Source organism: Streptomyces sp. NPDC002130 (assembly GCF_040296465.1).
GTDB lineage: Bacteria > Actinomycetota > Actinomycetes > Streptomycetales > Streptomycetaceae > Streptomyces.
In genome coordinates this window covers 1-8,652 of sequence record NZ_JBEOXI010000302.1, presented here as the reverse complement: position 1 = coordinate 8,652, position 8,652 = coordinate 1, and the positions used below count along the sequence as shown (strand labels likewise).

Genomic DNA, 8,652 nt, shown 5'->3' with positions numbered 1-8,652 from the left:
ATCGTCGCCGTGGCCCGGTTCGTCCAGGTGGACTGGGAGTGGGAGTTGGCGGTCAGCTTGTTCCAGCCGGACAGCCAGGGGTCGTCGCCCGCGGCATCCTGGACCACAACCAGGTGCTCTACCAGCTGAGCTACACCCACCATGACCGGCTTGGAGGTCAGTGACTTCCCTGACCGGCCGAGAAAAAGTGTACAGGGTCCGAAGGGGTGCTCGCGCCCGGCTTTCGCCGAGCCGCCCCCGACGGGCCCCCGCCCACCTACTGCGCAGGCAGAACGTGCTTCGCCGCGATCGTCCTCGCGGTGTCCGAGTCGGGCCCGGGCTGCGGGACGAACACGGCCTCGCGGTAGTACCGCAGCTCCGCGATCGACTCGCGGATGTCGGCGAGCGCACGGTGGTTGCCGTTCTTCTGCGGGCTGTTGAAATACGCCCGCGGGTACCAGCGGCGGGCCAGCTCCTTGACCGACGACACGTCGACGATCCGGTAGTGGAGGTAGTTCTCCAGCGTCGGCATGTCGCGCAGCAGGAAGCCGCGGTCCGTGCCGACGGAGTTCCCGCACAGCGGCGCCTTGCCCGGCTCCTTGACGAACTCCCTCACGTACGTCAGGACCTGGTCCTCGGCGTCCTTCAGGGTGGTCCCGGCGGCGAGCTCCTCGAGCAGCCCGGAGGCGGTGTGCATCTGACGCACCACGTCCGGCATCGTCTCCAGCGCCTGGTCCGGCGGCCGGATGACGATGTCCACGCCTTCCCCGAGCACGTTCAGCTCGGAGTCGGTCACGAGGGCGGCCACCTCGATGAGCGCGTCGTCCGACAGCGAGAGGCCGGTCATCTCGCAGTCGATCCACACCATGCGATCGTTCATGTGTCTAACCTTACGGCCCGCTGCCCTCGGCCGGGCCGCCCGTACCGCGAAAGCCGCAGGGCCCGCGGGGAGGCATGCTCCTCGCGGGCCCTGCGGCTAGCGGTTCACGGCGCGCTGCGCTGCCCGGGCAGGCTCGCCGACAGGGCCGGGGACTGGCCGACCGCGCTCGCCGCCGCCGTACGGCGGGACTGCAGCGGCACCGGGTGCTCCGGGTGGAGCGGGGTCGGTGCCTGGCCGTGCTGGCCCGGGTGCCCGGCGTGGCCCGGCATACCGGACCCGGGGCCGCCCGGTGCGCTCTCGGTCTCCTGGGGCCGCTCGCCCTGCGGACGCCGGGCGCGGTACGCCGCCCGGTACGCGGCCGGGGACGAACCCAGCTGGCGGCGGAAGTGCCCGCGCAGGGCGACCGGCGACCGGAAGCCGCAGCGCCCCGCCACCTCGTCCACCGAGTAGTCCGACGTCTCCAGCAGGCGCTGCGCCTGGAGGACCCGCTGCGTGATCAGCCACTGCAGCGGAGCGCTCCCGGTCAGCGAGCGGAAGCGGCGGTCGAACGTACGCCGGCTCATGTACGCGCGTGCCGCCAGTGTCTCCACGTCGAACTGTTCGTGGAGGTGCTCCAGCGCCCAGGCGACGACCTCGGCGAGCGGGTCGGCGCCGATCTCCTCGGGTAAAGACCTGTCGAGGTAGCGCTCCTGCCCGCCGCTGCGGCGCGGCGGCACGACGAGCCGCCTTGCCAGGGCTCCGGCCGCCTCGTTTCCGTGGTCCGTGCGCACGATGTGCAGGCACAGGTCGATGCCCGCCGCCGTGCCCGCCGACGTGAGCACGTCGCCGTCGTCGACGAACAGCTCACGCGGGTCCACGTGCACCGACGGATAGCGCTTGGCCAGCGTCGGTGCGTACATCCAGTGTGTCGTCGCGGGACGGCCGTCCAGCAGGCCGGCCGCCGCGAGCACGAAGGCGCCGGTGCACAGCCCGACGATGCGGGCGCCCTCCTCGTGGGCGCGGCGCAGCGCGTCGAGCGCCTCCTCCGGTGGCGGCGAAGTGATCGAACGCCAGGCCGGCACGACGACCGTGCCCGCGCGCGAGATCGCTTCCAGGCCATGTGGTGCGGTGAGTTCGAGTCCCCCGGTGGTCCGTAGCGGACCGTCCTCGCCCCCGCACACCAGTAGTCGGTAGCGCGGTACGCCGGCGTCCTGGCGGTCAACCCCGAACACCGACAACGGTATGGAACTCTCGAAGATGGGGCCGCCGCTGAACAGCAGCACCGCGACGATCTCCTTGCGGCGTCGCCCGGAAAGTTTCCGGGCCGCGGCTTCCGGCGCGGCAGTGGAGTCGTGGCTCATACTGCTAAGCCCCCCTCGGTGGTCGCGGCTCCTCGGTTGTGTCGCTCCTGCACGTTTCCCCTCGGTCCTGCACGAGTCCCCCGCCGTAGACAGTCAAGATCGAATCTACTGTGTGCCGTCGTGCCGAAGTGGCCGGTTCACCACTCGGCACATTGTCGACTTGGCAACTTGGCGTGAAGCATTCGATCACGAAGCGTTGCACTCGTGGGGCGTGCAGGGAAGTGCGCCTCGTCGCAGTGGCCAATCCACGTAGGGTGCGCGGACCCCCTGAGGTCCTTTCCGTGCAGGTCGAACGGGGGTTGCGGGGTGGTTGGACGGGGTGATGCACAGGTACGAGAAGTTGGCTGAAAAGCGCCGTGTGCGTGCGCGGAAACCGGTCAGCCGACCGGTGTATCTCCCCCGGTGTGCCGTCCGCCACGGTGCGACCCCGTTCCGGTGCGGTGCCGCCGGCCCCGGTGGGGTGCCCGGTCCTCGGCCGCGAGCCGGGCCGCTCCGCGCTCGGACTGGCGCAGCAGGACCCGGCAGGCGCCCGTGACGGCCGCGAGCCCGAGGGCCGTGCCCGCGGCGCCGGCGAACGAGGTGCCGCAGCCGAGGAGCACCAGCGGGACGAGCAGGCAGCTGAAGGCAGCCCAGCGAACCACATCCGTCGCGGTGTCCCGCGGCGGCGGGGTCGCGCGGTCCGCCTCGGCGGCGGGGCGTGGTGCGGACATGCGTGCTCCCTGTGGCGTGACTCACGGGGTTCAACGCGCGGCCGGGGCGTCGGTCACTGGCTGCCCGGATCGCTTCCACCGGTCAGTGAATCCCGTGCAAACCGCCTGTACAGCGCAGCAACCATTGCGTTACGGGCGGTGCCTCGTGCATGCTCCCTGGAACCCGCACGCACCGTGAGCGGGATCTGGGCTAAGGAGGCGTGGCGCCGTACCCTTGAGGGTATGGGGTTGGGAAGACCATTCCCGGACACAGCTCCGCCGCACACTGTCGTCCCTCCCGTATAAGGATCACAACGCCGAGACAGCCATGGCCGGTCACGAATTCTTCGAACCCGCGGACCGCAAGCGGCCCGTCGCCGATCCCACGGCGGCCGAGCCCCTGGCGGCGAAAGAGCCACGCCATTCCTGCGACCCCGCTTTCAAGCACGGGGTCGTCGTCGGCTTCGACGGCTCCACCTCCAGTGAGCGCGCCCTGGCCTACGCCATCGGCATGGCCCATCGTTCCGGGTCGGGCCTGATCATCGTCCATGTCGCCAACCGGCTGCCGACCACGGTGTGGGCCGGCTGCGAGCCGCCGGTGTTCGTGGACGTGCCGGACCACCGCACCGAGGTGCTCGGACTCGAGCTGGCCTGTGCGGACTACCTCGCCGAGGTGCCCTGGATCCTGGTCGAGCGCGGCGGTGACATCTGCCACGAACTCGAAGAGGTCGGCCGGGAGTACGAGGCCGACGCGATCGTCGTCGGCTCCACCCACGGTCTCGTGGGGCGTCTCTTCGGCTCCGTCGCCGGGCGGCTCGCCAAGCGGGCGCAGCGGCCCGTCATCGTCATCCCCTGAGCTCCAACTCCCTTTGTGCCGCGCGCGAATTTCTCCTCGCGCGCAGAGGTGTTTGTGTCTTTGTGAAGGGCATATACGGAACACCGCACAACTGCACATGCACGAAGGGAGCCCGCCGTGGACAAAGACGTCTCCGCGGGAAGCGGAATCACGACCGTGGCCGGTCGACTCGCCCTGGGAATCACCCTGTTGGCCTTCGGGCTGGGGCATACCGCTGTGATCGACGGCGTGTCAGCCGCTGACGCCGCGTCAATCGCCCAGTACGTGGGCGGCATTGCGCTCTTCGTCGCAGGGCTCGTGGCCCTGCGGGAGGGTGACGCCGCCGGTGGTACGGCGTTCTCGGTGCTCGGGGCGCTGTGGTTCACGTGGGCCGTGTCCGAGACCGCCTCCGGCAACGGGGCAGGGCTGTTCCTGCTGTTGTTCGCCCTGGTGGCGCTGTCTCTGACGCTCGCGGGTGGGGATCAGCTGGGGCGGGGCGTGTACGGGCTGTTCTTCGTCGCCCTGCTGCTCATGGCGGTCACCGAGTTCGCGGGCAACGACGGGCTCACCAAGGTGGGTGGATGGTTCGCCGTGGCCGCGGGGGCGGTGGCCTGGTACGCGGCGACGGCTGCCCTGGCGCACTGGCCGACTGTTCTTCCGCGACGCGCTGCCGGTCGGGGCGTGACGGCCACCGGGTAGCTGCGCGAGCCGGGGAGTTGGGCGGCTTCCCGGCGATGAAAACGGACCCCCCGTGCATGGTGGCAGCACGTGGGGGTCCGTCCCTCTTTTGCGCCTGAACCGGCGCCGCTCTCGCGGACGTGGCTGCTCGCCGCGGGGGTTCCTCAATTCTCGCTTCGGTGGTGGGCTTCCTATTCCACCGTCACCGACTTGGCCAGGTTGCGGGGCTTGTCGATGTCGCGGCCCAGCACCAAAGCCGTGTGGTAGGCCAGGAGTTGGAGCGGGATGCCCATGAGGATCGGGTCCAGCTCGTCCTCGTTCTTGGGGACGACGATCGTCTCGTCGGCCTTCTCCTGGGGCTGGTGGGCCACGGCGAGGATCTTGCCGCTGCGGGCCTTGATCTCCTCCATGGCGGCGCGGTTCTTCTCCAGGAGGTCGTCGTCGGGGACGATCGCGACCGTCGGCAGGGCCGGCTCGATCAGGGCCAGCGGGCCGTGCTTGAGCTCCGAGGCGGGGTAGGCCTCGGCGTGGATGTAGGAGATCTCCTTGAGCTTCAGGGAGGCCTCGCGGGCCACGGGGTAGCCCCGGACGCGGCCGATGAAGAGCATCGAGCGGGCCTCGGCGAACTGCAGGGCCAGCTTCTTGACGTCCTCCTCGCCCTCCATGATCTCGGCGATCTGCGCGGGCAGCTTGCGCAGGCCCTCGATGATCCGCTTGCCGTCCCGGACCGACAGGTCGCGGGTGCGGCCGAGGTGGAGGGCGAGGAGGGCGAAGGCGACCGTGGTGTTGGTGAAGCACTTGGTGGAGACGACGCAGACCTCGGGGCCGGCGTGCACGTAGATGCCGCCGTCCGCCTCACGGGCGATGGCCGATCCGACCACGTTCACCACGCCCAGGACGCGCGCGCCCTTGCGCTTGAGCTCCTGCACGGCGGCCAGCACGTCGTAGGTCTCGCCGGACTGGGAGACCGCGACGTAGAGGGTGTCGGGGTCGACGACCGCGTTGCGGTAGCGGAACTCCGAGGCCGGCTCGGCGTCGGCGGGGATGCGGGCCAGCTGCTCGATCATCTGGGCGCCGATCATGCCCGCGTGGTACGAGGTGCCGCAGCCGAGGATCTTCACGCGGCGGATGCGGCGGGCCTCACGGGCGTCCAGGTTCAGGCCGCCCAGGTGCACGGTGGAGAAGCGGTCGTCGATGCGGCCGCGCAGCACACGGTCCACGGCGTCGGCCTGCTCGTGGATCTCCTTGTGCATGTACGTGTCGTGGCCGCCCATGTCGTAGGAGGCGGCCTCCCACTCCACGGTGGTGGGCTCCGCCGTGGTGCGGGTGCCCTCGGTGGTGTAGGTGCGGAAGTCGTCGGCCTTGAGGGTGGCCATCTCGCCGTCGTCGAGGGTGACGATCTGCCGCGTGTGGGAGACCAGCGCGGCGATGTCCGAGGCGACGAACATCTCCTTCTCGCCTATGCCGAGGACGACCGGGGAGCCGTTGCGGGCGACGACGATCCGGTCGGGGAAGTCGGCGTGCATGACGGCGATGCCGTACGTGCCCTCGATCAGCCGGAGGGTCTCGCGGACCTTGTCCTCCAGCTTGGTCGCCTGCGAGCGGGCGATGAGGTGGACCAGGACCTCGGTGTCGGTCTCGGAGAGGAACTCGACGCCGTCCGCCTCCAGCTTGCGGCGCAGGTCGGAGGCGTTGTCGATGATGCCGTTGTGGACGACGGCGACCTTGCCCTCGGCGTCCAGGTGCGGGTGGGCGTTGACGTCGGACGGGGCGCCGTGGGTGGCCCAGCGGGTGTGGGCGATGCCGGTCGTGCCCTTGAAGCGGGCCGGGACCTTCGCCTCCAGGTCGCGGACACGGCCCTTGGCCTTGACCATCTTCAGGCGGCCGCTCGAAGGGGTGGTGACGACGATGCCCGCGGAGTCGTAGCCGCGGTACTCCAGGCGCTGGAGGCCCTCGAGGAGGAGGGGCGCGACGTCACGCTTCCCGATGTAACCGACGATTCCGCACATGTATACGTATTCCTAGCCGTAGACGATGCGCCGCAGCTGCCGGAGCGAGAGCTCCGGCGGGGCCACCGCGCGGTATTTGAGGTCCGCCTCGATCCGTTCGAAGATCTCCGCGTTGACCAGGCCCTGGGCCTGGAGCTCGCGGTGGCGGCGACGGACGTACTCCTCGGTCGTCTCGTCGAAGTAGGCGAGCACGTCCTGGATCACGCGCAGTGCCTCGCCCCGGCCGAGGGCGGTGGACCGCGTCAGATGATCAACGAGTTCGTCGTGCACTCGCTAGATCTTGGGCCACCGGCGACGGTTTCGCAAGAATTCTGCCCGATTTCGGGCAGGACCCCGTGGGGGGCTTTTGGGGGAACGTTGAACGTGTCATGAGTGGCTGTTCGTGAGCCGTCCACCGGGTGTCCGGGATCCCGTTGCCCGAGGCGTCGATTTTTGGACGCCATGGACACTCCTCGTATGGGCGTACCCGAGCGGCTCGCCGAGCGCATGAGCATGGCCGAGCAGCACGAGTACCTGCGCACGAAATTCTCCCGGCGCACGATGATCAGAGGCGGAGCCGTCACGCTCGGCGCCGTCGCGGGTGGCGCGTTCGTGCCAGGCGCCACCGCCCAGGCCGCCGTGCCGACCGCCCGCACCGCCCCGGCGACCGAATCCGTCGACGGCGCTCTCGTCGCCCCCTTCGGCCGCCACCTCGCCTACGGCGCCGACCCGCGCACGGAGATGACCGTCTCCTGGCAGGTCCCCGTCGCCGTCAAGAAGCCGTTCATCCGGATCGGCGCCCACCCCTGGGACCTCTCCCGCAAGATCGACGCCGAGGTCCGCACCCTCTTCACGCCCGCCGGAGTCGGCGCGAGCGGCAACCACACGCAGTACTACGTCCACGCCAAACTGACCCGTCTGAAGCCGGGCCGGACGTACTACTACGGCGTCGGCCACCAGGGCTTCGACCCGGCCGCACCGCACCTGCTGGGCACCCTCGGCACCTTCACCACCGCCCCCGCGCACAAGGCGCCGTTCACCTTCACGGCCTTCGGCGACGAGGGCGTCAGCTACCACGGCCTCGCCAACAACAGCCTGCTGCTAGGCCAGAACCCGGCCTTCCACCTGCACGCCGGCGACATCGCCTACGCCGACCCGTCGGGCTCCGGCCAGACCTCCGACACCGGCTTCGACTCCCGGATCTGGGACCAGTTCCTCGCCCAGACCGAATCCGTCGCCAAGTCGGTCCCCTGGATGCCCGCCTACGGCAACCACGACATGGAGGCCTGGTACTCGCCCAACGGCTACGGCGGCGAGGAGGCCCGCTGGACCCTGCCGGACAACGGCCCCGACAAGAAGAACCTGCCGGGCGTCTACTCCTTCGTCCACGGCAACACGGCGGTCATCTCCCTCGACGCCAACGACATCTCCTTCGAGATCCCGGCCAACCTCGGCATCTCCGGCGGCACCCAGACCAAGTGGCTGGAGGCCCGGCTGAAGAAGTACCGGGCCTCGCACGACGTCGACTTCATCGTCGTGTTCTTCCACCACTGCGCCTACTGCACGTCCACCTCCCACGCCTCCGAGGGCGGGGTCCGGCAGGAGTGGGTGCCGCTGTTCGAGAAGTACACCGTGGACCTGGTCATCAACGGACACAACCACCAGTACGAGCGCACCGACGTGATCAAGGGGAACAAGGTCGCCAAGAAGCTCCCCATCGGCGGCACGGCCTACCCCGAGACCGACGGTGTGGTCTACGTGACGGCCGGTGCGGCGGGCCGCAGCCTCTACTCGTTCACCGCCCCGCTGTCCTACGAGGGCAACGAGCACGACGTGGACTCCGTCGCCTCGTTCGTCAACGTCAAGGGCGGCAAGCAGAACGAGACCGTCGCCTGGTCCCGGGTGCGCTACCTCGACTACTCCTTCCTGCGCGTGGACGTCACCCCCGCGCCGAAGGGACGCCTGGCCACGCTGACGGTGCGCGGCATCGCCGAGAGCGGCGACCAGGTCGACCACTTCACGGTGGCGCGCCGGGCGAAGTAGCCACGAGTGCTACATCCGCTTGAGGATCGCCTGCTTGGCCAGGGTGAACTCCTCGTCCGTCAGCACGCCCGTGCGGTGCAGCTCGCCGAGCTCGCGCAGACGGCGCAGCAGGGCGTCGTGGTCGGCCTCGGCGGACGCCCGCGCCCTGGACCTCCTGCTGCGCATCGCCGCCGACCAGGAGGAGCGGGACGCGGTGGTGGCCGCCGCGGTGGAGGTCGCT

The 8,652-nt window shown here is 69.9% G+C and carries 9 protein-coding genes; 3 read left to right on the top strand and 6 right to left on the bottom strand.

Translation table 11 applies throughout. The annotated features are described in order from the left end of the window. Positions 1-256: 256 nt before the first annotated feature. The 3 genes from orn to ABT116_RS36010 all read right to left on the bottom strand — a co-directional run bounded on the left by orn (position 257) and on the right by ABT116_RS36010 (position 2,909). Entirely contained in the window at positions 257-859 is a 603-nt protein-coding gene (gene orn, locus ABT116_RS36020) for an oligoribonuclease (protein WP_344453927.1), read from the bottom strand. Between the two features lie 104 nt (positions 860-963). After that, on the bottom strand, positions 964-2,199 hold the full coding sequence (locus tag ABT116_RS36015) for a helix-turn-helix domain-containing protein (RefSeq protein WP_351642857.1): 1,236 nt from the start codon (positions 2,197-2,199) through the stop codon (positions 964-966). Positions 2,200-2,576: 377 nt separating this feature from the next. After that, positions 2,577-2,909: a hypothetical protein gene (locus tag ABT116_RS36010; RefSeq protein ID WP_351642854.1), complete on the bottom strand. Its 333-nt coding sequence runs from the start codon at positions 2,907-2,909 to the stop codon at positions 2,577-2,579. A gap of 307 nt (positions 2,910-3,216) precedes the next feature. Between ABT116_RS36010 and ABT116_RS36005 the strand changes: the two genes are divergently transcribed. Both ABT116_RS36005 and ABT116_RS36000 read left to right on the top strand, forming a co-directional pair. After that, entirely contained in the window at positions 3,217-3,744 is a 528-nt protein-coding gene (locus ABT116_RS36005; protein WP_351642850.1) for a universal stress protein, read from the top strand. 117 nt (positions 3,745-3,861) lie between these two features. Continuing rightward, entirely contained in the window at positions 3,862-4,422 is a 561-nt protein-coding gene (locus ABT116_RS36000) for a GPR1/FUN34/YaaH family transporter (RefSeq protein WP_351642848.1), read from the top strand. A gap of 170 nt (positions 4,423-4,592) precedes the next feature. Here the strand turns inward: ABT116_RS36000 and glmS are convergent, their stop codons facing one another. Continuing rightward, on the bottom strand, positions 4,593-6,410 hold the full coding sequence (gene glmS / locus ABT116_RS35995) for a glutamine--fructose-6-phosphate transaminase (isomerizing) (RefSeq protein ID WP_351642846.1): 1,818 nt from the start codon (positions 6,408-6,410) through the stop codon (positions 4,593-4,595). A gap of 12 nt (positions 6,411-6,422) precedes the next feature. Then, complete coding sequence (locus ABT116_RS35990; protein WP_104779792.1) at positions 6,423-6,680, bottom strand: hypothetical protein; 258 nt, start codon at positions 6,678-6,680, stop codon at positions 6,423-6,425. A 186-nt stretch (positions 6,681-6,866) separates the two neighbouring features. On the opposite strand from ABT116_RS35990, the gene ABT116_RS35985 reads away from it, so the two are divergent. Then, positions 6,867-8,432 carry a purple acid phosphatase family protein gene (locus tag ABT116_RS35985; RefSeq protein WP_351642843.1) on the top strand — a complete coding sequence of 522 codons (1,566 nt, stop codon included), beginning with the start codon at positions 6,867-6,869 and terminating at the stop codon, positions 8,430-8,432. A gap of 9 nt (positions 8,433-8,441) precedes the next feature. Here ABT116_RS35985 and ABT116_RS35980 read toward each other — a convergent pair. Beyond that, positions 8,442-8,652: SHOCT domain-containing protein (locus tag ABT116_RS35980; protein ID WP_351642840.1), on the bottom strand; the 211-nt coding region annotated here is incomplete at its 5' end.

What these genes read in the sequence shown, in the direction of transcription:
- orn (WP_344453927.1), bottom strand. Translation starts at nt 859, where the DNA reads ATGAACGATCGCATGGTGTGGATCGACTGCGAGATGACCGGCCTCTCG.
- ABT116_RS36015 (WP_351642857.1), bottom strand. Translation starts at nt 2,199, where the DNA reads ATGAGCCACGACTCCACTGCCGCGCCGGAAGCCGCGGCCCGGAAACTT.
- ABT116_RS36010 (WP_351642854.1), bottom strand. Translation starts at nt 2,909, where the DNA reads ATGTCCGCACCACGCCCCGCCGCCGAGGCGGACCGCGCGACCCCGCCG.
- ABT116_RS36005 (WP_351642850.1), top strand. Translation starts at nt 3,217, where the DNA reads ATGGCCGGTCACGAATTCTTCGAACCCGCGGACCGCAAGCGGCCCGTC.
- glmS (WP_351642846.1), bottom strand. Translation starts at nt 6,410, where the DNA reads ATGTGCGGAATCGTCGGTTACATCGGGAAGCGTGACGTCGCGCCCCTC.
- ABT116_RS35985 (WP_351642843.1), top strand. Translation starts at nt 6,867, where the DNA reads ATGGGCGTACCCGAGCGGCTCGCCGAGCGCATGAGCATGGCCGAGCAG.